General features: G+C 48.3%; 24 protein-coding genes. 4 read left to right on the forward strand and 20 right to left on the reverse strand.

Going from position 1 to position 26,928, the window contains the following annotated elements; genetic code table 11:
* Positions 1–12: 12 nt before the first annotated feature.
* Genes WMO41_RS07050 through WMO41_RS07060 form a run of 3 tightly spaced genes read right to left on the reverse strand, consistent with a single transcriptional unit; the run spans position 13 to position 1,584 of the window.
* Positions 13–1,083 carry a P1 family peptidase gene (locus tag WMO41_RS07050; protein ID WP_349229144.1) on the reverse strand — a complete coding sequence of 357 codons (1,071 nt, stop codon included), beginning with the start codon at positions 1,081–1,083 and terminating at the stop codon, positions 13–15.
* A 43-nt stretch (positions 1,084–1,126) separates the two neighbouring features.
* Positions 1,127–1,438 carry an aminotransferase class IV gene (locus tag WMO41_RS07055; RefSeq protein WP_349229145.1) on the reverse strand — a complete coding sequence of 104 codons (312 nt, stop codon included), beginning with the start codon at positions 1,436–1,438 and terminating at the stop codon, positions 1,127–1,129.
* The gene (locus WMO41_RS07060) at positions 1,435–1,584 is read right to left on the reverse strand and encodes a hypothetical protein (RefSeq protein WP_349229146.1); all 150 of its coding nucleotides are present in this window, start codon (positions 1,582–1,584) and stop codon (positions 1,435–1,437) included. Before WMO41_RS07060 ends, WMO41_RS07055 begins: the two co-directional genes overlap by 4 nt.
* 189 nt (positions 1,585–1,773) lie before the next feature.
* On the opposite strand from WMO41_RS07060, the gene WMO41_RS07065 reads away from it, so the two are divergent.
* Positions 1,774–2,985, forward strand: a complete 1,212-nt coding sequence (locus WMO41_RS07065; protein WP_349229147.1) for an NADP-dependent isocitrate dehydrogenase — start codon at positions 1,774–1,776, stop codon at positions 2,983–2,985.
* Here the strand turns inward: WMO41_RS07065 and WMO41_RS07070 are convergent.
* The 9 genes from WMO41_RS07070 to WMO41_RS07110 form a co-directional block, all read right to left on the reverse strand.
* Entirely contained in the window at positions 2,942–3,919 is a 978-nt protein-coding gene (locus tag WMO41_RS07070; RefSeq protein WP_349229148.1) for a LysR family transcriptional regulator, read from the reverse strand. The two genes, WMO41_RS07065 and WMO41_RS07070, sit on opposite strands and share 44 nt — an antisense overlap.
* A gap of 137 nt (positions 3,920–4,056) precedes the next feature.
* Positions 4,057–6,318 (reverse strand): hydratase, encoded by a 2,262-nt coding sequence (locus WMO41_RS07075; RefSeq protein WP_349229149.1) that lies wholly within the window; start codon positions 6,316–6,318, stop codon positions 4,057–4,059.
* A gap of 127 nt (positions 6,319–6,445) precedes the next feature.
* Positions 6,446–7,585 (reverse strand): 2-methylaconitate cis-trans isomerase PrpF family protein, encoded by a 1,140-nt coding sequence (locus tag WMO41_RS07080; RefSeq protein WP_349229150.1) that lies wholly within the window; start codon positions 7,583–7,585, stop codon positions 6,446–6,448.
* Between the two features lies 1 nt (position 7,586).
* Positions 7,587–9,551, reverse strand: coding sequence for an aconitate hydratase (locus WMO41_RS07085; protein ID WP_349229151.1), 1,965 nt, complete (start codon positions 9,549–9,551; stop codon positions 7,587–7,589).
* Between the two features lie 20 nt (positions 9,552–9,571).
* Positions 9,572–10,222, reverse strand: coding sequence for an RraA family protein (locus WMO41_RS07090; protein ID WP_349229152.1), 651 nt, complete (start codon positions 10,220–10,222; stop codon positions 9,572–9,574).
* Between the two features lie 189 nt (positions 10,223–10,411).
* Complete coding sequence (locus WMO41_RS07095) at positions 10,412–11,257, reverse strand: DUF6282 family protein (RefSeq protein ID WP_349229153.1); 846 nt, start codon at positions 11,255–11,257, stop codon at positions 10,412–10,414.
* Between the two features lie 109 nt (positions 11,258–11,366).
* Positions 11,367–13,238 carry a TRAP transporter permease gene (locus WMO41_RS07100; RefSeq protein ID WP_349229154.1) on the reverse strand — a complete coding sequence of 624 codons (1,872 nt, stop codon included), beginning with the start codon at positions 13,236–13,238 and terminating at the stop codon, positions 11,367–11,369.
* Positions 13,239–13,307: 69 nt separating this feature from the next.
* Positions 13,308–14,381, reverse strand: a complete 1,074-nt coding sequence (locus WMO41_RS07105) for a TAXI family TRAP transporter solute-binding subunit (protein ID WP_349229155.1) — start codon at positions 14,379–14,381, stop codon at positions 13,308–13,310.
* Positions 14,382–14,581: 200 nt separating this feature from the next.
* Positions 14,582–15,937 carry an MmgE/PrpD family protein gene (locus WMO41_RS07110; protein WP_349229156.1) on the reverse strand — a complete coding sequence of 452 codons (1,356 nt, stop codon included), beginning with the start codon at positions 15,935–15,937 and terminating at the stop codon, positions 14,582–14,584.
* Between the two features lie 219 nt (positions 15,938–16,156).
* Here WMO41_RS07110 and WMO41_RS07115 point away from each other — a divergent pair, with 219 nt between their 5' ends.
* On the forward strand, positions 16,157–17,197 hold the full coding sequence (locus WMO41_RS07115) for a lactonase family protein (protein WP_349229157.1): 1,041 nt from the start codon (positions 16,157–16,159) through the stop codon (positions 17,195–17,197).
* A 70-nt stretch (positions 17,198–17,267) separates the two neighbouring features.
* On the opposite strand, the gene WMO41_RS07120 is transcribed toward WMO41_RS07115, so the two are convergent.
* On the reverse strand, positions 17,268–18,146 hold the full coding sequence (locus tag WMO41_RS07120) for a DUF6282 family protein (protein ID WP_349229158.1): 879 nt from the start codon (positions 18,144–18,146) through the stop codon (positions 17,268–17,270).
* Positions 18,143–19,426, reverse strand: coding sequence for a nickel-dependent lactate racemase family protein (locus WMO41_RS07125; RefSeq protein ID WP_349229159.1), 1,284 nt, complete (start codon positions 19,424–19,426; stop codon positions 18,143–18,145). Before WMO41_RS07125 ends, WMO41_RS07120 begins: the two co-directional genes overlap by 4 nt.
* A gap of 137 nt (positions 19,427–19,563) precedes the next feature.
* On the opposite strand from WMO41_RS07125, the gene WMO41_RS07130 reads away from it, so the two are divergent.
* Positions 19,564–20,454, forward strand: coding sequence for a LysR family transcriptional regulator (locus tag WMO41_RS07130; RefSeq protein WP_349229160.1), 891 nt, complete (start codon positions 19,564–19,566; stop codon positions 20,452–20,454).
* Here the strand turns inward: WMO41_RS07130 and WMO41_RS07135 are convergent, their stop codons facing one another.
* The 3 genes from WMO41_RS07135 to WMO41_RS07145 form a co-directional block, all read right to left on the reverse strand.
* Positions 20,455–21,096: a trimeric intracellular cation channel family protein gene (locus WMO41_RS07135; protein ID WP_349229161.1), complete on the reverse strand. Its 642-nt coding sequence runs from the start codon at positions 21,094–21,096 to the stop codon at positions 20,455–20,457.
* Between the two features lie 139 nt (positions 21,097–21,235).
* Entirely contained in the window at positions 21,236–22,288 is a 1,053-nt protein-coding gene (locus WMO41_RS07140; RefSeq protein ID WP_349229162.1) for a lactonase family protein, read from the reverse strand.
* Positions 22,289–22,298: 10 nt separating this feature from the next.
* On the reverse strand, positions 22,299–23,555 hold the full coding sequence (locus tag WMO41_RS07145; protein WP_349229163.1) for an SLC13 family permease: 1,257 nt from the start codon (positions 23,553–23,555) through the stop codon (positions 22,299–22,301).
* 213 nt (positions 23,556–23,768) lie between these two features.
* Here WMO41_RS07145 and WMO41_RS07150 point away from each other — a divergent pair, with 213 nt between their 5' ends.
* Positions 23,769–24,620, forward strand: coding sequence for a LysR family transcriptional regulator (locus WMO41_RS07150; RefSeq protein WP_349229164.1), 852 nt, complete (start codon positions 23,769–23,771; stop codon positions 24,618–24,620).
* A gap of 84 nt (positions 24,621–24,704) precedes the next feature.
* Here WMO41_RS07150 and WMO41_RS07155 read toward each other — a convergent pair whose 3' ends face one another.
* The 3 genes from WMO41_RS07155 to citF form a co-directional block, all read right to left on the reverse strand.
* Complete coding sequence (locus WMO41_RS07155; RefSeq protein WP_349229165.1) at positions 24,705–25,145, reverse strand: hypothetical protein; 441 nt, start codon at positions 25,143–25,145, stop codon at positions 24,705–24,707.
* Between the two features lie 28 nt (positions 25,146–25,173).
* A complete protein-coding gene (locus tag WMO41_RS07160) occupies positions 25,174–25,335 on the reverse strand; it encodes a hypothetical protein (RefSeq protein ID WP_349229166.1) in 162 nt (53 codons plus the stop codon).
* 54 nt (positions 25,336–25,389) lie between these two features.
* Positions 25,390–26,928: citrate lyase subunit alpha (gene citF / locus WMO41_RS07165; RefSeq protein WP_349229167.1), on the reverse strand; the 1,539-nt coding region annotated here is incomplete at its 5' end.

A 26,928-nucleotide genomic window follows, 5' to 3' on the forward strand; every position in this document is an offset into this window, starting at 1 on the left:
TGCACAAATTTGTTACTGTTTCGAATCCTGATCTTCCAGGTACTCTGACAAACTGTAATAAAGTTCTCCCGCTCGTCCGCGGGTCCGCTTTGCTGCCGTCATGGAATTTAAAATAGCCTCCTGCTCTGCCTCTGCAGCCGCAAGGAAAGCCCGGTTGATCACATGTTCCGGAATTGCCTGAATCTGCAGCAGTTCTTCCTCTGCTCCTGACGGAATCCGGTTCGCTGTGGTAAACCCGATCATGACCTCGCCGCTTCCATGTCCGGTGTAACCGCCAGTACGGGCAATGCCCACGCCGGTTCTCCGGAGAATGCGTCTTAACTGGCGGCTGGTCAGTGGCAGGTCCGTGGCGAGGATGCTCATGATGGAGCCCTTATCCTCTTCTGATGCCGCCATATCATCTTTCTCCTGCTTCCAGTCCAGAATCTTTGCTCCCACCGATTCGCCATTTAACACAAAATCTTCCGTTGCGCCAAAATTGGACTGCACCAGCACGCCAATCGTATATTCTTTCTCTCCGATCCGGATCACGCGGGAAGCAGAACCAATGCCGCCCTTTAAACCGTAGCAGATGGTTCCGGCTCCGGCTCCCACATCCCCTTCCTCGAACTCTTCCGAAGCTGACGCAAAGGCCTGGCGGACTTCATCTGCTCCCACAACCCGTTTCTGAATCTGATTGATGCGGCTGTCATTGCACTCGCCTACGACTGGATTGATACTCATAGGCTCCAGACCATCCTGTTCACACTGTTCCACCACAATATCCACCATAGCATCCCAGACCTTTCCCACATTTAAGGTATTGGTCAGGGCAATGGGTGTTTCCAGGGTACCAAGCTCTTCCACCTGTACCAGGCCGGCGCTCTTGCCAAACCCGTTATGGACATAGGCAGCAGCCGTGTACTTTTGCGCAAAGGCATTGTCCGCTCCCGGCACAATCACCGTTATGCCGGTATGGTTTTCCTCCGTTTTTACGGTGCAGTGCCCGACTTTTACGCCAGGTACATCGGTAATCTTATTCCGTTTTCCAGTCTCCAGGCGCCCCGGCACAATGCCGAAGTCCCGGATTCGTTTTCTCTCCACGTATGAATTCCTCCCGCTTTCCATCTAAAACTGCTGTAGCAGATTATTTTCCGATTTCGTTTAAGTATTTGTCCCGCAGTTTCTGAATCAGCTCCTGATTCTTCATGCCGACGGATTTCTGATTCAGTTCCATGGCACACATGCTTGGATGGCTGGTGCTGGTCACCAGAATCTCATCTGCGGTGTAAAGCTCCTCCAGGGTAAAGGCACGCTCCTCCACCGGAATGCCAAGCTCACCGCACCAGCGGATGATGTGTTTCCGCTTGGTCCCCGGAAGAATCAGGTTGTCCAACGGATGGGTAATGAACACGCCATCCTTCACCATGGAAATATTGGAGTGGGAACACTCGGTCACATAGCCGTCCCGGACAAAAACGGTCTCATTGCAGCCTCATAAATGCCGTCTCCAAAATAAAACCCGCGGTCATTGGCCGGGATCATCATATCGTCAATGCTGGTAATTTTTCCGTTATAATATGCCAGATCTTTCATTTTCTCCATGTTGTTTTTCTCTTTCTTTTCTAGGAGCACGGCCTTATGCCGCGTTGTCCTGCGTATTGGATGTTTAGTGTAACTGTTCAGTACCCTCACAGTTACTGTTTAGTATACAATGTGGATTTTCAAAAGTAAATAGTTGTGGTAAACTAAGAATAAACATTGTGTTTTTCTGCTTACAGAGGAGGTAAGATTATGGAAAAAATTAAAATGACAACACCGCTCGTTGAGATGGACGGCGATGAGATGGCGGCAATTCTGTGGAAAGAAACCAGAGAAAAGCTGGTGCTCCCTTTCGTGGACCTGCTGGTGGACTATTACGACTTAAGCATCCGCAACCGTGACCTTACGGATGATCAGGTCACCGTGGATTCCGCCAATGCCGCCAACAAATACGGCGTTGCTGTCAAATGCGCAACCATCACGCCAAACCTGGAGCGTATCCAGGAATATCAGCTAAAGAAAATGTGGAAGAGTCCCAACGCCACCATCCGTTCCATTATGGATGGTACCGTATTCCGCGCTCCGATCCTCATCAAGGGCATTGAACCATACATCAAGACCTGGACAAAGCCCATCACCCTGGCACGCCACGCTTACGGCGATCTCTACCGCGCATCTGAGATGAAGATTGACCAGCCTGGCAAATGCGAACTGGTCTTTACTGCAGAGGACGGAACGGAAACCAGGGAACTGATTCATAACTTCACCTCCCCGGGTATTGCCCAGGGCATCCACAACCTGGATTCCTCCATCCGAAGCTTTGCCCGCTGCTGCATGGCCTACGCCCTGGATATAAAGCAGGACCTGATTTTTTCCGCAAAAGATACCATTTCCAAGGTTTATGACCGGAATTTCCGTGAGATTTTCAAAGAAGTTTTCATGAGTGAATTTATGGAAGATTTTGAGAAAGCCGGTATTACCTACCAGTACTGCCTGATTGACGATGCTGTTTCCCGCGCCGTCAAGAATGAGGGCGGCTATGTCTGGGCCTGCCAGAACTACGATGGTGATGTCATGAGTGATATGCTGGCAACCGCCTACGGCTCCGCAGCCATGATGACCTCCGTTCTGGTCTCCCCGAAGGGCTGCTATGAGTATGAGGCCGCCCACGGAACCGTGCGCCGTCACTACTACCGCTACTTAGAGGGCGGCGTTGCCTCCACCAACCCCCTTGCCATCATCATGGCCTGGGCCAGCGCCCTGGAAAAACGCGGCGAGCTGGATCAGAACAAAGAGCTGGAAACCTTTGGCCGCCAGTTAAAAGAAGCAGCCGTGAAAACCGTGGAAGACGGCATCATGACTGCTGATCTGAAAAAAGTAACTACGATCAAGAATCCGCATGTTGTCACCGGTCTGGTATTCATTGCCACGGTACAGGAGCGGCTGATGAAGCTTCGCGGATAAATTTCTGTTTCATGAGATCGATCAGGTACCGCTCCGCGCGCCCCAGATACATATCTTCTTTATAAACTGCATTGACACTCCAGAACTCCGGAGTCACAGAAAAATCATAGCAGCAAAAACGTGCCATTCCTCCCAGCGCATCAACCGCGCGCTGGGGAACAATGGCCACTCCAAGCCCCGCCGCTGCCAGTTGAACCGCGGAAATACAGCTGGAAAGCTCAATCATAATCTTCGGATCAATTCCGTACTGGCGCAGTACCAGATCTGTTTTCTTCCGTATTGCATGTCCCTTTTTCAGCATGATGAACGGAAGATCCTTCATGGCATTCAAATTCAGGCATCCCTTTATCCCAGAATGATCCGCCGGATGAATATCTTTTTCTGTCTCTAAAAACATATCCTCCCGTATCATATTTTTTTCTGCCACAAGCAAAAGCCGTTCCCGGTAGATTGCCTCCGCTTTCAGTCCCACTGGAAGATCCCCCTGGCCTCTGGGAATCACATAAAAGCTGATATCGTCCCGTAAAAGTGCTTTCAGAAGTTCATCTGATTTTGCCTCCATCACCTGCAGTTCAATTCCAGGATACTGATTCTTAAACTCCGGAATAACCGCTGGAAGCATGTAACCGGCACGCTCTGTCGGCATGCCAAACACAATACGTCCCTTTTCCCCAAGTCCCGCGTCAATCAGTTCTTTTCTTAAGTTATCACTCATCAGCAAAATTTTTCTGGCTGTCTCCACATACTTTTCCCCCGCATAGGTAATAGTAAGCGGCGAAGTTCCGCGGTCAAAGAGCTTTACCCCAACATCCTGTTCCACTTTGGAAACAATATGACTGAGTGACGGCTGGGATATATATAACTTACGCGCAGCCGCAGTAATGCTGCGGCAGTCCGCAACGGTTGTAATATAAAGCATTTCGCGAAAATCCATGCATTTCCTCCTGATGTCCGGGGATATTCCCCTTACTGTCACCTTTATTATATCCACTTTTTCGTCCTTCCGCAAGCATCGAAACAGGGCGTCTTCCGCAAAGGAATCCGCCCTGTCCCGATTGTTCCTGATTTTCTTTAACTTCTGTAATAATTGATCAGACATCCTGATAATAAAATTTTTTGTTCATCTTCCGTAAGTGCATCCAGTGTACAGTTCAGTACCGCCTTCACACTTCCGCTGGCCGGGTCCAATACCTCTGCCATAACCGGATTTTTGCAGGAAGATACTACATCCCGTACATCACGAATCAGCAGATAGCTTCCCACCGGAATATCCAGTGCTTCTTCTGTGCGAAGCGGTAAAAGTCCCCAGTTGATCAGATTGGAACGGTAACGCTTGGTCGCATACTCATTTGCCAGATTCGCAAATCCCCCCAGTACCTTCTGACAGCTGGCCGCCTGTTCTCTGGATGAACCGTCACCAATTTTGTCGCTGACCATCAGACTGCCCAGAGTAATATCGGAAATACTGCACCCAAGCTCCACAGTAAGCTTTGCAAGCAGATTATTACATTCCGCATCCCCTGTCTGAATGCTGCCGTCAGCCTGTTCTCTCCGGCTCTTCTCCAACGCCCGTACTGCTTTTGCCCGTCCTACATATTCCGGATCGCGGCTGATCATGGCATACTCCGAAATTTTCTCCGGATTGGAACGGAAAGAAGATGCTTCTCCGGACGGAACCAGCTCATCGGTAGTCACGGATCCATGATAGGAGCCAGCCGTCTTTAACAGCAGATGCTTTGTGAGCGGCTGCATTTCCGGCCAGTCCGCAATATTCGGACCCATAGTCAGTTCTACACTGTCGTCACCCTTATTATAGTTATCAAATACCTGGTTCTCGTAAATCTTCGGATCAAAATGATGATGCAGCGTGCGGTACTCTACATCCAATTCGGTAGCTGCTGTCAGTTTTCCGCCATTTCGAACCGTAGCCGCGATAGAACGTGCATCCATCAGGCAGGCGCAGGCCATCTGGCCCTGTCCCGGCTTGGAACCTTCCCGGTTCGGATAGTTTCTGGTCATATGGCGAATGCTGACCTGATTATTGGCCGGAACATCGGTCACACCAAAGCACGGGCCGCAGATGCATGGGCGCAGTGTTGCACCGCTGACTGCCAGTTCTCCCGCAATTCCCTGTTCCATCAGATCTGCCATGACCGGAAGGCTGGCCGGGTTGATACCCAGATTCAGCCCGCTTCCCGGGATTCCATAACCCTTTAAGATATCTGCCATGGCAACAATGTTCTCAAAGAGGCCGCCGCTACAGCCGCTGACCAGTGCCTGATCCACGAAAAACTCCCCATCACGCATATGAGACTGAATCGAAAACGGCTCGCCGTGATTTCCTTTAATCTTATTTCCGGCTTCCTCGACCTCTTTGATAACCTCCGGCATCCGCTCCTTAAATTCACGGATTGGCATGGCATTGCTTGGATGGAACGGCAGGGCGATCATGCACTCCACGCTGGAAAGATCGATTTCGATAAGCCCATCGTAATACGCGCCTGCCTCTGGTGCCATCTCACGATAGGCATCACGGCGTCCGTGCTCTGCCAGGAATTCTTCGGTCTTTCCATCGGTACACCAGACACTGGAGAGTGCTGCACTCTCCGTGGTCATGACATCAATGCCCATGCGGCATTCCATACTTAAGTTGTAAACACCGTCACCCACAAACTCCAGAACCTTATTCTTATTAAAATTATTCTGGAAGGTTGCCGCAATCAGGGCCAGCGCCACATCCTGCGGGCCCACACCAGGTCTTGGAGATCCGGTCAACTTCACCGCCAGAACCGGCGGATACGCAATATCATAGGTACGACCAAGAAGCTGCTTTGCCACCTCACCGCCGCCCTCGCCGATTCCCATAGTACCCAGGGCACCATAGCGGGAATGGCTGTCGGAACCAAGAATCATTTTTCCACCGCCGGCCATCATCTCACGCATATACTGATGGAGCACGGCACGATACGGCGGAACAAAGATACCGCCATATTTTTTTGCGTTTCCAAGACCAAAAACATGATCATCCTCATTGATCGTGCCACCCACCGCACAGAGGGTGTGATGACAGTTGGAAAGTACATACGGCACTGGGAATTTTTTAATTCCGCTTGCGCGGGCCGTCTGCAGAATATTGACATAGTTGTTATCCGGAGAAACCAGCGCGTCAAATTTCAGCTGCAGCTGCTCCATATTGTCACTGTGGTTATGGGCTTTTAAAATTCCGTAAGCCATGGTCTTTCTCTTTCCCCCAGACTGCTGCTCCGCACATTTCACAGCGGTAAAGGTGCCATCAGCCGCAAGCACAACACCATGATCGGTCAATCTTACCATTTTTTCATTCTCCTGCTTCCGTGTTTTTTCAAATGATATTTTCACCTGAAAACTGCCGCAAAATGCCACTTTGGGACATTCTGCGGCAGATATCTGCAATTTGATTCGTCATTTCTGACAATTACGATTACTTCCGAATATACAGGGTTCCATCCATAATCCGGCGTGCGGTTCTCTGTACACCAACGCTCGGAAGTTTTACTTCCCCATTTTCCTCTTTCAGTTCCGGAACCATTGTCATGATGCCGCTCGGATGTCCGATGCGGACATTTCCAGCGTTTCCTGCCTTCCGGAGTACTTTCTCCACTACAGACCCTTTCATGGCTGCTGCCACACTGATAGCGCTTGCGGAAGTCAGCGGGCATGCTTTATGGCATTTGAACACAGAAATAACACGGGCACAGACATCCATATCTTCGGCATTCACCTGTTGGCCTGCAATATCCGTATAAGACTTCGGCACTGTCACAAATCCTACTTTCGGAACTGCCGGGCTGTTCTCTGTAGCATCTTTCAAATCCTTTGCAAAGCCCATCTTGCAGCAGGCAACGCCGCGGATCTTTTCAAGGAGATCTGAAACCTCTTTATTTCCGTTCACTTCCTCCGGAAGTTCCGTGCCAGTCATGCCGATATCCTCAGCCTTAACCAGAACCATCGGATTGGATACATCCAGGATAGTTGCCTCAATCGGGCCAAAATCCGGAATTTCCAGAGTCTCCACACAGGTTCCGGTCGGAAGGAGTTTTCCGGTTTTTGCGCCAGCCGGATTTAAGAACTTTACATTCAGTTCTGCAGCGGTTCCATCCACACCGGCAATGGCACAGTCACCCTCCTGGGCAAAGGTCTTTGTTTCCGGGTCAATCGGAACGGTTACATCAATATATTTGTCGGTATTGCGGTTCAGCATATGAACTGTGGTCACCGGCTCTGTAATGGCAACCATACCCTCTTCTACCGCATATGGGCCAACTGCTGCAGTCATATTGCCGCAGTTGGACTTATAATCCACCTGGCTCTTTCCCACGATTACCTGGCCAACCAGATATTCTACATCAATGCCTGGTTCCTCGCTCTTCCATACAATGACGATTTTGTTGTTGGAAGATACGGTTCCACCCATACCATCAATCTGCTTCGGATCCGGATTGCCCATTGCCTGAAGGAAAATGCTGTCCCACTCCTCACGGTTTTCCGGAAGGTCTTCCTTATGGAAGATACAGCCTTTACTGGTGCCACCGCGCATAAATACTGTCTTAAATGTTCTCATTTTATTTCTCCTCCATTTCTTTTAACTGTTTCTGTAAGTGACGTAACTGACCACCGGAAAGAATAACCTCCAGTTCATTATCAGAAAGTTCCAGTTTTGCCTTAAAGGAAATATCCTTGGTCAGATCTTTAATTTCTACTTCTCTGGTCTTCATCTGGTCAAGAAGGCCGTTTACCTCCAATTCGTCTAACATATCCAGTTTATCGTAATCTGCAGGATCTGCAAATACCATTGGAATGATGCCATGGTTGATGAGGTTGCCTTTGTGAATGCGGGCAATACTCTTTGCCACAACCATCTTCACGCCCAGATACATCGGGTTGATAGCCGCATGCTCACGGGAAGATCCCTGACCATAGTTTTCTCCGCCAATAATGATGCTCTTGCCCATAGCCTTTGCGCGAGCAGCAAATTCCGGATCATAGCGGTGATAACAATACTGGCTCATGAGCGGAATATTGGAACGCATGCTGGAGAACTCAGCACTGGCCGGAGTAATGTCGTCTGTGGTGATGTTATCCACAGTCTTTAAGCTGATCTGCGCCTTTAAATACTGCTCCGGTGCATCTGGAATCGGAAGTGGCTGAATGTTCGGTCCGCGCACAATTTCTACCTTCTTTGCTTCCTCCTCTGGAAGTGGCTCAATGATCATAGCATCATCAACCGGGAACTCTGTCGGCTCTTTCACTTCTGCCAGAACAGACAGATCACTGCCGAGAATATCTTCCGCACTGGCAAAGGTTCCAGTGATTGCAGTTGCCGCAGCACTCTCCGGGCTTACCAGATAAATCTCTGCGGTCGGGTTTCCGGCACGTCCCTTGAAGTTACGGTTGGAGGTACGTACTGCCACACCCTTGGTAGCCGGTGACTGGCCGATAGCACAGCACGGTCCGCAGGCAATCTCCAAAAGGCGCACGCCGGCATCCAGAAGCATGTCAATATAGCCATCACGCATTAAAAGCTTATAAATCTGCTTGGAGGAAATTGCACAGGTACAGCTTACATCCTCATTTACATGTCGGTCCTTGAATACCAGAGCAGCTTTCGCAATATCGGAATAGCTGGAATTGGTGCAGCTTCCAATAAATACCTGCTGAACTTTTTTCTTTTCTACATCTTTTAATGGAATAACATTATCAGGCTGATGCGGGCATGCACATAACGGAACCAGTTCGCTTAAATTCAATTCCATCTCGCCATCATACTCTGCATCCTCATCCGGTAAAATCTCAGTGAAGTCTTCTTCCCGCTTTTCTGCTCTCAGAAATTCACGAACACGCTCATCTGCCGGGAAAATGGAAGTTGTGGCGCCCATCTCTGCGCCCATATTGGTAATGCTGGCACGCTCGGACACGCTTAACGTTGCAGCACCCGATCCCACATACTCAAATACCTTTCCAAGACCGCCCTTGATACCGACACGGCGAAGCATTTCCAGAATCACTTCCTTGGCATTGCAGCCCGGCTGTAACTTTCCGGTCAGATTCACTTTGATGATCTGCGGCATTTTCAGGCGCATCGGAACTCCGGTCATGGCAGTTGCAACATCCATGCCACCTACACCGATACACAGCATACCAATGGAGCCGCCATGGGGCGTATGGCTGTCGCCACCCATCAGCAGTTTGCCCGGAGCACCAAATCTGGCAACCTGAACCGCATGGCAGATGCCATTGCCCGGTCTGGAAACATGAACGCCATAACGTTTTGCAACGGATTGTAAATAAATATGATCATCCGGAGTCTTGTTGTCCAGATATAACAGGTTGTGATCCAGATAGCTGACACTGCACTCGGTGCGGATACGGTCCAGGCCAACCTGCTCAAATGCCAGATAGGTCATAACCGCATTGATGTCGTGGGTCAGAGTCTGATCCACCTTTAACAGGATTTCTTCTCCCGGCTTCATGTCAGACGGTGCAGCCAGATGTGTGGATAAAATTTTCTTTGTAATGTTCATGCCCATGTGAATACTCTCCTTTGCATTTAGTTCGGTTTTTTTAACATTTTTGTGAAAACTTTGCCTGTACGCTTCATCTCAGCCAGCGTGTACTGCTGCGTCTCTATTTTTTTCAATGCGCGTTCAATAACAGACTCTGCTTCCTCCTGGGAAATGACACAGACTCCGTTCACATCCCCAATCACAATATCTCCCGGCTTTACGCTGACTCCTCCGCAGCTGACCGGAACATTGATGGCTCCCGCCCCATTTTTTGCGGCGGTACCGCAAGTCAGACCTTTTGCATATACCGGGAAGCCAGCCTCCTCGCACCCTTCCAGATCCCGGAAAGCGCCATCGATCACAACGCCTTCTGCCTTCAGAAGTGATGCGCAGATACTGCGATGATCTCCCCAGTAAGAACAGTCACAATTGCCTTTTCCGGCAATCACCAGCACATCCCCTTTCTGAAGTTCTGAGATTGCATCCGATACAATACTGCCCTCACCACTTGGCATATCTACGGTCACAGCGGATCCGACAATCTTCTTTTTCCCGATCCACGGCTTGATCCGGTAATCCATGGAATGATACAAGCCTGCTCCATCACAGATTTCTGGTGTGGTGAATTTCCGCAGACGCTCAATCAGTTCTCTTGACGGCCGGACGAATTGTTCTTTTTTTGTCAATGCGTCCATGTGTAATCCCCTTTCTGATGATTTCATTATAAACCGCAGATCTTTATAAGTAAAATACATGATTCAGCATATATATCATGCTGTTTTTTCTATAGTAAAATGACGACAACGGATCTGAAGATTCTTTAAATAGAAAATGGACATTCACACTCCGGTTTTTCCTTCAGATTGCAAATGTCCATTTTATGATTACTCGATTCCAAGCATTCTGCCCGGGTTTTTCTTTGTCATTACATCAATTTCTTCCTGGCTGAATCCGCTGTCATACAGATAATCGATATACTCAGCAATGGTATTGTACCATTCCGGGTTCTGCATCTGACCGCCATCTGTAGATACAATGAAATGTTCGCAGCCGATTTCTTTCATATGTGCCACATTGTCCGGAAGATTTTTCTTGTATACACCGCCGCCAATTGGCTGTGCGTAAACCTTTTCCAGAAGAACATCATAATCTTTCACGATTCTTGCTTCCTCTTCCAGGCTCATGCCTACAATATGGAACTCCGGATGTGTTACGATAATTTTTTTAACACCGGCATCTCTCGCAGCTTCCACCACAGTAAAAATCTCTGACGGAGAAATGTGTCCGGTTCCAAGTGCCACATCATAATCCTTCACAAGCTGGAAAACATCTTTTAAAGGTTCTACAATTTTTCCGTCTTTCACTACGGATACATAATGTTCTTTGTTTTCCTTTTTGCAATGATTTTCTGCTGTCATGGTAGGCAGAAAAATCTCCTTTGCTCCAAGTTTAATGGATGCCTCCACTGCCCATGGATTAATGCCGCCAACCGCAAGGTTCATAACCAGGCTTCCAAACATCTGAAAATCAGAATCCGGATATTTTTCCTGACGAATCTTGTTGACCAAGGTAGCACGGTCCGCAGTTGGAACCATATGTGACTTGATCACAATAGCTCTTACTCCGCGCTCCACCGCTGCTTCCATCAGCTGAAGGTCATCGAGCTTTCTCTGACGGATATCCGGCGCAGAATGAATGTGCATATCAATAATTCCAGTTAAACGTCCCATAATCATTGCCTCCGTATTGTTCTAATTGTTTATACAGCAAAGGCAGGGTCCGCGGATCAGACCACAAACTCTGCCTTTGTTTTACTTTTTGTTAATTGCTCTGTTTCGTTTATGCGGCTGCTGTTTTCTTTGAAAAACCGCCAGCCAGTATATAACTTACTACACAGATCACAATACCAACAGCAGATGCTGCCATACTCGGTGTGAACATGCAGACACCACCAAGGAACATAATCACACGAACAATCATATTCATATCCTTCTTTAAGTAGCCCGCGATGGAAATACCCATGAAGAATACACCAATCACTGCGGTAACAGTGCAGATTGCGATATCAGCAATACCGCCGTTCAGCATCAGAGCCTGGTCATAAGCGAAGGTAAACGGAACCAGGAATGCCGGGATTGCAAGCAGTACGGACAGGAAACCTGTCTTAAGCCAGTTGGAATCCGCAATACCGGATGCAAGGAATACTGCCGCGCATACCGGAGGGGTGATTGCGCCGATGGTAGAGAAGTAGAATACGAACAGGTGAGCTACCAGATCCGGAAGGCCCAGAGTAATCAGAGCCGGAGCCAGAATGGATGCTGCCAGAACGTATGCTGCTGTCGGCGGAAGACCCATACCAAGGATAAAGCATACTACCATGGAAAGTACCAGACATGGGAACAGGTGGCCTTGTCCGATGGAAACGATCATGGAAGATAACTTAACACCGAAACCGGTCTGGGAAATCAGGGCAATGGAAATCTGAGCACCTGCTAACAGGCCAGCCATGCTTAAGATACTGCCTGCACCCTCCGTACATACATCCATGCAGAGCTTACCGGTTTTCTTAACAGCATCTGCTTCTTTCTGGATAAAATAGCAGATTGCCGCAGTTGCAACACCAATGATGGTTGCCCAGAATGCAGCTTTGGTAACAGTGTAACCCATTGCCAGGAAGCCAACGAAAATTCCAAGCGGGATAAAGATAATTGCAAGCTCAATCTTGCCAAGTTTAGCTTCTACGCCCCTGCCCTTAATGCCAAGACGCTTACTAATGTAGTGAATGGCAACAAATGCACCAAGGTAATACAGAATAGCCGGAAGCAGTGCTGCCTTCGCAATGCTCATATACGGAACACCAATCAGCTGTGCCATAATGAATGCCGCAGAACCCATGATTGGAGGCATTAACTGGCCGCCACAGGAACCAACTGCACTGATTGCTGCAGACCATTCTTTGTCATAGCCCTCATCCTTCATCATCGGGATGGTGAAAGTACCGGTTGCTACTACGTTTGCCATAGCGGAACCAGAAATCATACCAAACAGGCCAGATGCAATCAGGGCAACCTTACCAGGGCCACCGGTAGCTTTACCAGTCAGCTTCTGAGCAATGCGAATGAACGTCTGGGAACCTCCGGTAATGGAAAGAACCGCACCAAAGATACCGAACATAGCCAGCATGCCGGCAGACAGGCCAACCATCTGACCCCAGATACCGTTTGTGGTATGGTAGAGCATCCAGAACACCTGGTTAAAGGTAAAGTTTTTGTGTGCCCAAGTACCCGGGAACAGCTGTCCTCTCATTGCATAGAACAGGAAGAAAATTGCCATAATTGGGAAAGTAAGGCCAACTGCGCGGCGGCTTGCTTCCAGAATCAGGACTACCAGAAGTACTGCAAAAATTTTGTCTGCAGTGCTGATCCACTGGGACGGATCCCACAGAATCTTATCGTAAATGGTAATCAGGTAACCGGTGCAGATCATGCAGAGGATACAGCATATGATGTCATAAATCGGCACATGGTCCATTGCCACGCCTTTTTTGATCGGTTTGCGGATATAGATCATTGCCAGTACAAAGAATAAATGTACGCTTCGCTGAACAATATCCGGGAATACGCCGAAACCGGCTGTGTAGATCTGAAAGAGCACCAGTGCGACTGACATGAAAGTAATGAAGTGTTTCCAGAATCCATTAAGTTTTCTCATGTTATCTCTCCTTAAAGTGGTCGCAGCCCTTATTAAGAGCTGCGATCATCGGTTTTGGTATCAAATTGCTTACTGTACCGGAACGTACTCCTCCGGAATCAGCTCTTCCGGAACATCTACGCCAATCTCAGTCAGATACTGAACGGTACCTGCATGTAACGGAATGGAAGAAGCCAGAGTCAGCTCTACAAGATCATTCTCTGCGCCAACCGGGTAAGCTGCCTGCCATTTCTCTTTTGCGTCCTCAAATACAGCCTTGCATACATTGTAACCATCCTGCTGGGAAACTGCGGTAGTGGTCTGGCAGCCCTGCGGAGTACCAACGGTATGTACATCATGATCAACACCATCATAGGTACCTGCCGGGATATCAACCTCGATCAGGTATGGATATTTCTCACGAATCTTTGCAATCTCATCTTCAGACAGGTCAATGATATCGATCGGGATGGATGCATCAAGCTGCATTACATAAGAGTCTACCACCGGTCCAAGTTTTACGGTACCAACGATTTCACGGTTTGCGTAAGCATCTGCGGAATCACTCTGGCTCGCGGTGAAGTACTCCGGTGCGCAGTCAAACAGATCACAGATGCTTTTGAAAATGCTCTCTGCGGAAGTTCCGGTACCGCCCGGGCAGAACTTTTTGCCCTTTAAGTCGGTCAGTTTCTGGACACCGGAATCTTTGCTGACACACATCATCTCACCGGTAACCTCGTAGTAGAACAGGATACGGGAGTCTTTGCTCGGCTGTCCTTCGAAGTTTCCGATACCATTGTAGCTCTCATAGTCGGTAGCAGATACAGAGTTACCAAGATCTGCATCTCCGTTTCTTACAGCTTTGGTAATTGCAACGGCACCCTGTCCTTCAGATACGGTAATCTTGTACTGTGGGAATACGCTCGGAATTCCCTCTCCGATAGATACCCAGAACGGATACAGTGCGGAACTTGCCGGACATGCCATAACGGTCCAGAAAACATCCTCTGCTTTTTCTCCGCTTGCTGCAGCTGCTGCTTTTGTCTCTGCTGCTCCCCCATTGGATGCCGGAGCCTGTGTTTCGGAACTGGATCCTCCACCACATCCGGTCAGAGCTGCTGCTGCCATTGCTGTTGCCATCATAACTGATAATGCTTTCTTCATGTAACCTTCCCTCCACTTTGTATAATTTGTTTGTTTTCTTGGGATATTGCATTTCTAACTTGTGACTTTATTATACTTTTTGTGATGATTTTTTTCAAATACATAATATCTATGGATGGTATAGTCAAAATGATATAAAGAGGTCGTTAATTCTTGTTTTTTTCTATATATCATCCAAATGAAACGTAAAATCAGAAAAATTACACAGCCTGAAGTTCTTCTGCGCTTTCAATATTATGCAGATATTCCATAGTCTGATCTGCCTGCTTTTCATCCATTACGCGAAGCAGAATTCCCTTGATCTTTGCAGTAAGCTGTTCTATGGTCAGCGGATTGTCCGTACTGCCAGACGCATCCGGGATTGTTACCTCACAAGTTCTCCCATCCTTCATATAGGCAACAACACGGCATCCCCAGTGATCAGGATACTGATTGGTAAAGGAATCATCCGTAATCACCTTTACACGGCTGAGCAGTTCCTGCACCTTTGGATCATCGATTTTTTCCTGCGTAAATTCTTCCAGTGTCACTCTTCCATATAAAAGAGCGCTGGCTACCGTGAACGGCGTAGAAAATTTTGCTTCCACTGCCTTGGTTGGATGGATACTTCCCTCACTCATGCCGCACTGTTTGTTTCCTACAAGATAAGTGAATACATCTACATGATCTACATTCTCCGGGCGAACTCCCTCATGCTCTCTTAAATAGAGGGAACCATCTATCGTGCAATGCGTACTTCTGCAGCATGGATATGGTTTGTTATCCATGAATTTCACTTCCCAGACCTTTCCGAGATCCGCGGATACCTTGCTGACATCATAACCGTTGGACATTGCGGCAAGCATTCCGCCATCTTCTGTTGTAAGTACATGTTCTGGTCCGGTCATTCCTGCTTTTGCAAGATAAGCACATTTTGCGCCTGTGCAGGCTGCCGTTGCCGGATTCAGGATTTTACAGCTGGCTCCGTCTCCAAGAAACGCCCAGGTTCCGCCCGCCTCCTGCGCTGCCATTCCCATGGCATATACAATCTGATTTTCTGTCAGACCAAGAAGCTTTGCGCAGGCTGCGGCAGCACCGATCACGCCGGCCGTAGAGGTTGCATGCCAGCCCAGATTTCTGTGAGCAGATACTCCAAGCGCCATTCCGATTCTGGCAGTCACCTCATAACCACATAATTCTGCCAGTAGAAGTTCCTGACCGGTTTTCTTTTCATATTCTGCCACGCTCCATACTGCCGGAGTAACTACTGTTCCAATGTGTGTTTTAGACCTGGTATGCACATCATCCATCTCCAGGGTGTGTCCTTCCAGCGCATTCAGAAACACTGCCTGAAACAGAGATGTCTTTTTTCCCTGCCCCCAGATACTTACACTGTGATCGCTACAAAGGCTGGTGAACTCGTTGATGATGCTTACGTTCTGTTCATTCCTGCAGGCGCCAATCCCAACGCCCACCGAATCAATCAGAACATTTTTGGTTGTCTCTTTCACATCAGCCGGTACCGCTTCCCAGTTTAGATCATGAACAAATTTTGCAAGTACTCTTAATTCTGTCATCGGTAACTCCTCTCCTCACCTGTTTTTTATCATTATTGCAAAAATACAACTTTCTGTAAAATATTAATTTTCAATATGAGCCATTCTTTTTTTCTATATCTTTTGTGTATTTTCTCTAAAATCATAGTTTTTTTCATATCATGTCTATTGATATTTAGAATTTTACTTTGTTACTTTTTTCTTATATAATCAAATCATCATTTATCAGGAGGTATTTTCATGAAATACGCATATGTCGGCTGCCGCACCACCAAAGAACGAAATGCCCGCGGAAACGGACTGGTTGTTTACGAAATCTCACCAGAAGGACACTGGACAGAAAAACAGTGCCTCTACACGGAAGCAAATCCAAGCTACCAGTGCCTTGATCTGGAAAAGAAGTATCTCTACAGTGTCCATGGAGACCTGACCCTGGCTTCCTCCTACGAAATTCAGGAAGACGGCACATTAAAACACTTAAATACGATCGATATCGGCGGAAAGAATCCGGTGGATATTACAGTGGATGCAGAAAACAAGCATGTCATTATCGCAACCCTTCAGGGCGGAACACTTTACACAGTAAAGCGCAATGCAGATGGCTCTCTTGGTGACGTTGTTTCCACCTTCACTTACGAGGGAAAAGAACCGGGTAAAGTATCCACCGTGCATCAGTGTCTCTGGGATCAGAAAAAAAATTATATCTTCGCCTGTGCACAGGGCCGCGTCAATGGTTTTGGACAAATGCGTGCATTAAAATACGATCATAGTACCGGCGTTCTGACTGAAACCGACCGCTTTATGGCAAGAACCTGGGACGAGCCGCGTCACGCTGCCATGCATCCAAATAACTGCTGGCTGTATATGTGTGAAGAAAAAGGCGATAAAGTCCTGTACTTCCAGTTTGACGAGGAAACTGGAAAAATGAAGGCTCTTCAGGAATTATCCACCGTACCAGAAACTATTACCTCCTATTCCGATGCCAGCGAAGTCATGATCGATCCGAGCGGCGAATTTGTCCTTGTATCTAACCGCTATACTGACAGCATTGCTGTATATCACATTGATGCCCATACCGGTTATCTGAAGAATACCGGATTTTATCCTTGTCTCGGAAAAACTCCTCGTTTCTTCTGCTTTGCCCCGAATGGCAAATGTTATGTTGCAAATGAGGACAGTGACACCATCATCGAGTTCAATTTTAACCCGGTTACCGGTCAGTTGATTCCGACTTTGAATATCATCCCAACCGGAAGCCCGGTATGTATCACCTTTAAATAAGCAGCATCTGCTGAAAAATGCGGCCAGACAATATGTCGGCCGCATTTTTTGTACCCTCTTTTCCAGAAAATCAGTCCTCAAAGTCGATCAGTTTATGATAATTATCTTTCAGCATACGTTCCAGATCTGCCTCCTTGACACCTTTGTATGTCAAACTCTGGGCAAACATCCGGCTGGTTTCCGGTGCCATCGTCTTCCGTGGATGACCGGTATCACTAGAAATAATCAGCTGATCTGCTCCACACAAATCAATCACTTCTTTATAAAGATCCAGAGAGATTGGCGCCGGAATCGGACTAAGTGCATTTCCGGAACAAAATTCCACGAAAGCCCCAAGATCTACCGCTTCTTTTACCTGTTCTACCGTACACTTCGGCGGATTGAAAAACGGATGGGTCAGAACGACTTTCTGGCATCCCATTTCCCTGGCTGCGCGAATCAGCTTCAAAGCCTCATCCGAGCCAAGATGGCTGGTTCCAATGATTGCATTATGAGCTTTTACCAGTTCCAGGATCTGGTAAACTTCCGGAATCAGATTTCCTGCTTCATCCAGAATCGTGATGGGCTTTACCGGATAGCTGGCTTTCACGTCTGCGCCCTGATGTCCGTATCCACCCATCAGTCCCGTTGCCTGATAATGTGCCAGTGAATGATAGGTTGGCATCCAGACCTCTACCGCTCCCATTTTTAGTGCAACATCTACTGCAGCCGGATTAATTCCTCCTACATTCAGATTCAGGACAATTCCTCCGTACACCCGGATTCCCGGAACCTGATTCTGTGTATGCCACGCACGGGTCATTGTGGTATCTGCGTGACATTTTAACACAATCGCTTTCATGCCGGCATCCCGGCACACGATCGCCGTTTCCACATCATTGGCAATTCTTGCAAAAATATCCGGTGATGTGTGAATGTGAAGATCACATGCTCCTTTCATAGAAATCATAATGTCTGTCCCCTTTCTTCTATTATATTAGGTATCATATTGACCGCTCTTGGCAGAACAATCACTTTTTTCGGTCTCTGCTCTTCCAGCGCCATCTGAATTGCCGTCTGCAAGTCAGGAGCCCATTCCAGCTTAACACGTCTGGCTTCCTCTTTTGTCATTCCCTCGCTCACCAGAATAATTCTGCCTTTTAACATACATCTGGCATACATAAATGCCTTATTACTTCCAATTCCAAATCCCTCTCTCCGGTAACGCTCAATCACATCCTCCGCTGTCTTTGCATGGCTCATCCAGTCAACAAACATCTGAGGGATCCCCTTTTTCGCTTCTGCTACAAGAATAAACGTTGTTTTTCCGGGCACGCATATCAATTCTGGAACAGATAACGCTTTCTGACTCTGCCACAAGTCAATATCGCGAGGTGCACCTCCAGGACTTGTAATAATCAGCTCTGCCCGTCCATGCACATCAACAATATTTTCTTTCCGACAAAGTTCCACGCCGGCGGCATGTGCCTTTTCCAAATCTCCTGCTACGGCACCCACAATTTTCTTGTGCGGATCCTGTACTACATTCAGCATAAATCCTGCATTCACCATACGTGCCGCTTCTTTTGCCACCTCATGAAACGGATTTCCATCGTAATAACCTACCGCCGGCTCATATGGTCTGACTTTCAGGGAATGATGAATCTTCAGCGTGTCAAGGCTCACCACTCCAGGCACAATACTCTTCCTTCCTCCTGAAAAGCCAGCTGACTGATGGGGTGAAATCAGACCAGTAGTAATAATGAAATCGGCTTTTGCCACAATCCGGTCCAAATAAATTGGTACATCCAGCAGGGCTGTATTTCCCATATATACATGGTCTCCGTCTTCACAGTCATGCACATGAACACGAAGTATTTTTTCCAGGCCACCAAGAAGCGTATTCATCTGTTTTTCATCCGGTCCCTTATGGCTGCCTGTCGCAATTACAACTGTAATATCTTTGTCCGGAATCTGTTTTCTCTGCAGCCGTTCCCGGATCAGCCGGACCATCTCCGCATTTGGCCCTGGCCGGGTCTGGTCGTTTACCAGAATCACAACATGCTGACCACATGTAACCATGTCTTCCAGCTTCGGTGAACCAATTGGATGATCCAGTGCCTCTTCCATACATTGCAGCACATCCACCTGATTTTCCCGCTCCGGTGGATCGATCACCTCTACATTCAGATTGTCCGGCAGTTCTGCCTCCTGAAATCCGGTTCCATATGGTATTCTAATCCGTCCCATCGTTTCTCTCCTCCTCAATACCGATGTAACATCATCTTGCCTTTTTCTGATTTTCATCTTATACTGTTTTTAAATTCGGTGCAATCTATGATATTATATAGTTATTATCGATTTTATCGATATCGAAAGGGGTTTTTATGGATTTTAAAGAACTCGATTATCTGATAACTCTTGCAGAAGAAAAGAATATTTCCCGGGCTGCGGAACGGCTTTTTATGGCACAGTCCAGCCTGAGCCATTTTATCCGCCAGCTGGAAGCCGAACTGGGAACCACACTGTTTATCCGAACCCCCCGCGGCATTTTCCCAACTGCCTCTGGTGAGCAATTTCTTTCCCATGCCCGCAGCATGCTTCAGGAATTCCGCACGGCAAAGAACGAAATCTATGAGCTGGAACACCTGTCGAAAGGAAACATCCGCTTTGGAATCAGCACTTACCGCGGCGTGTACCTTCTCCCGGATATCCTCCGCCGTTTTCACAGCCAGTATCCGGGAATTTCCGTATCCATCACAGAAAAAACAAGCCGCCAGCTCGAATACGAAATTTTGAACGGCGGTCTTGACATGGCGCTTCTTTCTTTGCCTCTGAAAGTATTAAAAGATCAGGACATTCATCTGAGAAGAACAGATGAAGTAAAGCTGATCTGTGCCCCGGGGCATCCCATCTTAAAAGAAGCCGTAACAGATCCGGTTTCCGGCACAGTTGAAATTCCCATTTCTGCAATTGGAAACTATACCTTTATTTTCAGTCCGGCCGATATGGCATTGGGCTATACTGCGCGGAAACTGTTTCATGAATTTGATGTACATCCACTCTCATATCCCACCGAATTATCACCGCTCCTTGCCACCGCTGTTGTCCGTAGTTCCAATGCACTGGCATTTTCCTCTGCAGCACTCAGCCATCTGGCCCCGGAGCTTACCTACCTGCCACTCCTGCCCGGTCCCTATCATGTGGAACTTGGCATCGTGTTTTCCCCGCAGGGAGCCAGTTCCAGGGCGTGTAAGGTGTTCTGTGAGTATTTTTGATCAGTTAATTCTCGGCAGATTCCACCGGTAATGCATGGCCAGAAACCGCACGATTACGACCGCGCAGGCCCCCACCATCATGGCGGGCAGATTTCCAAGCGCATCTTCCGTATACACGCACACCAATGCTCCAATGATGGATGCACAGGCGTAAATATGTTTGGTCAGGATATACGGTTTCTCCTGCGCCATGACATCGCGCAGTAGGCCGCCGCCCACACCGGTCAGCACACCGACAAAGACTACCAGAAACAGAGTGTGATACCCGGCACTCCACGCTGTATTGATGCCGACCACCGTAAAGATTCCAAGACCGATGGCATCCGAGATATTCATTAACAGTTCATAGAGATGGCCGATGCGCCCGTCCAGAAGATTTCGCTTTATATAAAGAAGCACGAACAATCCCACCGAAGTCACGATTGCCACAAAGGTATAGACCGGTCTCCGGAACATTCCGGGCGGTGTAATGCCGAGGATAAGATCCCGGATCGCCCCGCCGCCCACGGCAGTTGTCACGCCCAGCACACAGACTCCAAACAGGTCCATCTTCTTCCGGATTCCAAGCATGGCACCCGACGCGGCAAACGCCACGGTCCCCATCATTTCCATAATAAAGATAACGAAATCTGAATAATTCATTGTTGTAAACCCGCCTTCTCTTTCTAATACCTGCCTCTTCCCCAAAAGGCATATCATTTCCACACTATTTTAACACGAACACGGGATTCCCACAAGAAAAAGAAGGACAGCCTTTTTCGCTGTCCCTCTTATCGCTTTTCTATTTTGTTTTAAACACCACGCAGACCGGGCTCTCCGCCGCAATCTCCGTTCCACTGTAGGATAACAGTCCCGTCTCCGGATCAATATCCATGCAGCAGATCGTATCCGTTAACTCATTGGCCGCCAGAAGCTCTGTTCCATCCGGATTGATGGTGATGAAACGCGGCTGTTCGCCTTTGGTCTTGATGTTCTGCAGATAGGTCATATGGCCATTCTCCTGATTCAGGCCGAACACCGTCACACTGTCATGCTTCCGATTGGACAGATACAGGTATCTTCCATCTATTCCGATCTCAATGGCACTGGCCCAGCCGTCTCCCGGGAAATCCTCCGGCAGTGTGGTCAGAATCTGTTTTGGCTCCAGCGTACCGTTTTCTTCATCGAAGTAATAACAGGTAACCGTGCTGTCTTTCTCATTCAGGCAGTAGCAGAACCGGTTGTTCGGATGGAAGACGCAGTGTCTCGGCTCCGATCCGCTTCTTCCTTTGACCATAAAGGTTTCTTTCAGATCACCCGCTTCGGAATCAATGCGGAATACGGTAATCTTTCCAACACCCTGCAGGCGTCCCTGAGACGGAACCAGAAGCCACTTTTTACTGCGGTCCTGACACACCTGATGCGGATGGGAAATATAACCCGGACCGCCATTGCCGGAAATGAATTTCAGTTCTTTGATCTTTCCAAGGGAACCGTCTTCCTCAATCGGGATCACGGAAACGCCGCCGGTCTGGAGATTTGCCACAAACAGCCACTTTCCGGTCTGGTCAATGGTCAGATGCACTGGATTGGTGCCGTGAGTCTCTGTGGTATTCTGATAAGTCAGCGTGCCGTCCTCTGCTACTCTATAAGCGCTGACCTCAGAGAAATCACCATGAATGGCATAAAGGCGATCCTGTTTTTCATTCAGGCACAGATAGGACGGATTCACCTGTCCCTCCGCGATCTGGCGCAGCTTCCACTCGCCGTTTTCAATCTCATACACACGGATTCCTTTTCCTCTTGCGTTCCGCTCCTTTGTGGTGCGGCAGCCAATATATGCGTAAGTACTCATAATCTTCCTCCTAACCAATCAGTCCAAGAACACCAACAATGCCTAATACGAACACGATCGCAACCACACCTGCGGAAAGTGCAAACAAGGTTCCGAACATCTTCTGCTGCTCTTTCTCATCACATCCACTCTCCTGTGCATAGCTTGCCATGATCAGGCTGCCGCCGGTGGAAAGCGGGCTGATACCTGCTACAGTTGCACTGCATACGATTGCGGTTACCATCTGTACAATGGATGCTCCGCCAACCTGCTGCGCGATCTCCGGCACAGTCGGGATCAGGGTTGGGAATACGACGCCATTTGCGCTGGAGAACCAGGACATGATGCCTCCGGTCACACCCATGATCGGCGCTGCTGTGCGGGAAGACATAAAGGTTGCAAGAATCGATGCCAGTAAGTCAATGCCGCCCAGCTTCTGGGTGATGTTCATCAGAACGTTGACGCCTGCGATCAGGATCAGAACACTCCACGGGATCATCTTTAACGCGGTTTTCTCATTTGCTGCCCCAGTCAGCATCAGCACCAGAGAAAGGGTAAAGCAGATCAGGCCGACATCGTAGGAGAATCCTACTACCAGAACTACCATAACGAGCAGTGCCACAAGGCTGATCAGCTGGCTCCGGTTAAATGGATCTTTGTCTTTTCCAGATTCGCCAGTTTCCACTGCGCGGAACTTATAGCCGCCCAGGATAATGTACATGACAATCGCACAAATCAGGTTGGAAATAGATACTCCGATAAAGATCTGGTTCACAATTCCCTCAATTCCCATTTCCGTTAACAGATCCCCCACGATGATGCCCGTCAATGCGATCGGAGAAGCAGTTCCTCCTACCGCTCCAAGGATTGCCATGATGCCCATGAGGATCGGGCTCACCTTCATCTGGATTGCCAGGGATACGGCGAAAATAACGGTTACAGACTGTACGCTGATCGCACCAGGTCCTGCTGCAGATAAACCGAAGCTTACCAGATAAACAATGATCGGAACCAGGAAGGTATTCTTACCGCAAAGACCGATCAGACGTTTTGAAATCTTCTCCAGGGTTCCATTCTGCTGGAGCAGGCTGAAGAATAACATCGTGCCTAATAATGTAGCAAATAACTTGTACGGAAAACCTTTGTAAATATCACCGGCACCCATGCCGCCTAACTTGCCAAGAATCAAAGCAAGCCCCAGACATACCACGCCTACATTCATTTTCTTTGTAAACCCAAGAACGATTGCTCCGATCAGGAACAATAATGCAATTACCTGTAAACCCATATACATTCTCCTTTTCCTGTTGTTATTTGATTTTGCTTTTTCCTGCATTTAAAAAAGAGAGATTTTCCTGTGCACTACATACAACTCCTTTCTGTTTTCTCTCTATTTTTTTGTTATCTTTACTATACATCTTGTCTGTTATAAAGTAAAATGGTATAATTTTATCATTATCAATAACTTGCTGGAATGTTTTAGAAAGGTACGATTTTTCCCATGGATGAAAAAGATTATGAGCTTCTTTTAAACTTAAATGAAACAAAGAATATCACAAAAACCGCCCAGAATCTGTTCATGACCCAGCCTGCCATCACCAAGCGGATTCAGAAAATGGAGGAGGAACTGCAGTGTACACTGTTTCTGCGTTCCAAGAAAGGAATTCTGTTTACCCCGGCTGGAGAACAGATTCTGCCCTATGCTGCAGAGCTCCTGGCTAACACCCGGAAATTGCGAGAGCAGGTGCTAATGTCCCAGAACCAGATCTGCGGAACCATCCGCCTGGGATGTTCGCTGAACATTGCCCATTACCACCTGCCGCCCATCCTGAAAGCCTACACGGACCAGTATCCCCAGGTGGATGTGCAGATCACCACGGGGCAGAGCAAACATCTCTTTCAGCTTTTAAACCGCGACGAGATTTCCATTGCCATCATCCGCGGACAGTACGCCTGGGATGAAGCCTGCCAGCTCATTTCCACCGAACCCATGTGCCTGGTCTGCAGCCGCGAAAACCAGGGACGCCCGCTGACAGACTATCCCTACATCGGCCGCCATACCGACTCCGACTTAAGTGCCCGGATCAATCAGTGGCTGGCTGCCCACGACCTGGCCCAGATACGCCCACACATGTGGATTGACAGCATTGATGCCTGCAAGGAGATGGTTCGTTACGGCCTTGGCTGGTGCATCCTGCCCCAGATCTGCCTGCGGGATTTTGACGGTTATATGGAGGATTTATATATGGAAGACGGAACCCCGTTCCTGCGCAAAACCTATGTGCTTTACAAACATCTGTATGCAGAGCTTCCGCAGGTAAAGCTGTTTCTGGATGCGTTGCTTTCAACGTGATATGCAATAAAAAAAGCAGAGGCCTGCGTACTTTTAATTCACACAGGTCTCTGCTTTTATGACAGAAATCAGTTACTTTTATTTTTAGAATTTAATCACACCGATCACGGTAGCCATGATCAGCACTGCAATACTTGCCGGCCATACCAGTCTCAGGGAGTACTTGATATGCTCGCCGATGGAGACATCTGCCAGGCCGAGTCCTACATAAGTTGCTGCTACAGACGGGCTGACCGGAGTTCCAAAGGTTGCGGTTAACAGAAATGCTGCTGCCACGGTTTCCGGTGCCACGCCAAACGGCTCTACCACGCCGATGATGATCGGAAGCAGTGCATAGTAGAACGCATCGGTACCGAGGATCATCAGAAGCGGTACAGAGAACAGGCACATGAACCAGTGCATATGCGGAGCAATTGCTGCCGGAAGCACGCCTACAATGGCATTTGCCATAGCCTCAACCATTCCGGAGTCCTTGATAACACCCATGAAGATACCAACAGAGAACAGGGTCATGGTCATAACCATGGCATTGGTACCGTATTCTTTGATTTTCTTATTCTGCTGCTTTGCATTCGGGAAGTTCCTCCAGGCCGAATCCAGCCAGTGCAGCCGCAATCAGCGGCAGTAAGATAAACGCCAGCGGCGGCGCCATCTTTTCCTTGATCAACACAAACATCAGGATGATCATCAATGCAAAACCAATGAATGCTAACATTTCGTTACCCCCTAGTGTTTTTTATTTTATCTCATCTGCTGTTATAAGGCAGAATCAATCAAATGAATATTCCTTTACTTCCCGTACCACATCCATAATGCTTCCATCTCTGGCTTCAATGATTCCAACCACTTTATCACCAAACTGTACCGGATCCGGTTCTCCTGTAATGGCATATGCCTGATCCCGAAGTTCCTCAATGCTACAGATTGGAAGTCCGCTGTCCTTCATGCACTCGATCAGGTCCTGTCTGCGCGGGTTGATGGCAATGCCGTAGTCAGTGATAACAACATCTACAGTCTCGCCCGGAGTGGTTACGGTGGTTACGTTGGTGCAGATTGCCGGGATTCTGCCCTGCAGAAGCGGTGCGATCACGATGGTGCACTTTGCGCCTGCTGCGGTATCCGGATGTCCGCCCTGCGCTCCGGTAATGATACCGTCAGAACCTACAACTACGTTACAGTTAAAGTTTACATCTACTTCCAGTGCTGCCAGGATTACGAAATCCAGCTTGTTGACATATGCGCCCTTATTGAACGGGTTTGCGTACTCGGATGCGCTGATCTCGATATGGCGGTCCGGATGCTTTTTGATGGACTCTACTGCGCCAAGATCAAAGTCCTGGGTATCTACCAGAACATCAACCAGGTCACGCTCCAGAAGATCTGCCATTGGTTTGGTCAGTCCGCCTACGCCAAAGCTCATGCGGATGCCGCGTTTCTCCATCTCATCTGCCAGGGAAATGGTGGATGCAATGGATGCGCCGCCTACACCAGTCTGATAGGAGAATCCATTCTTGAAATACGGGGTACGAATTACGAACTGGGTGCAGTAATCTGCCATTCTCAGTTTTCTCATATCGGTGGTTGGTTTTGCCGCGCCGGTTGCGATCTTAGCCGGGTTGCCGATCTCATCTACGACACAGACGAAATCTACCTGGGTCATGGAGATGCTTGCCGGGATGTTCGGGAACGGTACGAGGCAGTCGGTAATTGCTACGACTCTGTCTGCGTACTGAGCATCTGCCATTGCGTAAGATAATACACCGCAGTCGCTCTTTCCGCCGTTTGCTCTCATGTTGCCGTACTCATCACAGGTCGGTGCGCCGATGAACGCGATGTCGATATGAACCTCACCGGACTCAACAGCTCTCACACGGCCGCCGTGGGAACACATCACTGCCAGGTTCTTTAACTTGCCTGCAGAGATTGCCTCACCAATCTTGCCGCGGACACCTGAAGAACGGATGCCGGTTACAGTACCATCCTCGATCATCGGAACGATCGGATCGTGTGCCTTACCAAGGGAGCTTGCGCAGATGGTGATATCTTTGATGCCCATCTTGTGGATTTCTTCCATAACCATGTTTACTACATAGTCACCCTCACGGAAGTGATGGTGGAAAGAAACGGTCATGCCATCTTTAATCTCGCACTTAACCAGTGCCTCATGAATGCTCTCCACGATCTTGCTTCTCTTCGGGTCCATCATAGCATGAGCCTTCGGAGCTGCTTTTTTGTACTCGTAATTATCGTAAGCGTAAGCGCCTTTGAACGCTTCCTTGCCGGTTGCCTTTAAGACCTCTTCCGGGAT

This window comes from Ventrimonas faecis, assembly GCF_040096075.1.
Taxonomy (GTDB): Bacteria; Bacillota; Clostridia; order Lachnospirales; family Lachnospiraceae; genus Brotaphodocola; species Brotaphodocola faecis.